The 507-nt window shown below is 68.4% G+C and carries 1 pseudogene; it reads right to left on the bottom strand.

What is annotated here, in order from left to right:
• Positions 1 to 485: pseudogene (locus ACR6JA_RS22275) on the bottom strand (hypothetical protein); the annotation flags it as partial.
• Positions 486 to 507: the final 22 nt, after the last annotated feature.

Consider the following 507-nt stretch of genomic DNA (forward strand, 5'->3'; position numbering starts at 1 on the left):
ATCGCCTGTTGCAGCTCGGCGGGATCAATGCCGCCGGTTGCTATCGTTGCCGCCTTGGCCGTCTCTGGGCGAGCCTCGCCCGGACCGAACCACGCTTGTCCCAACTTCTCGCCCGCCCAATCCCCGGTCAGGCTGCCAAGAATGCCGCCGCCGATAGCGCCTGCCGCGATGCCGTAGGGGCCGAGAAAGGCCAGGGCCTGGCCGCCGGCATATGCCCCGCCAATGCCGCCGCTGGTGCGCCCGCCGATCCGGGTATAGGCGGCGTTCTTTTCCGCCTCAGATAGATCACTGCCGGAGACTTGGAGCGCGTCATAGCCGCCCAGCGCGACAGAGGCCAGTGGTGCGGATCGGGCTAATACTCCGGTGCCGAGGAATCGGGTGGGAGCCAATGCACTCGCGGCCCGCCCGACAACGTTACCCGCCCCGCTGGCAGCGCCTGCCGCCGCCGCGCCAATACCCACACCGGCACCCGCGCCGGTCAACATCTTGACGCCACCGAAGGCAATT

Source organism: Cedecea sp. B1(4), from assembly GCF_059414925.1.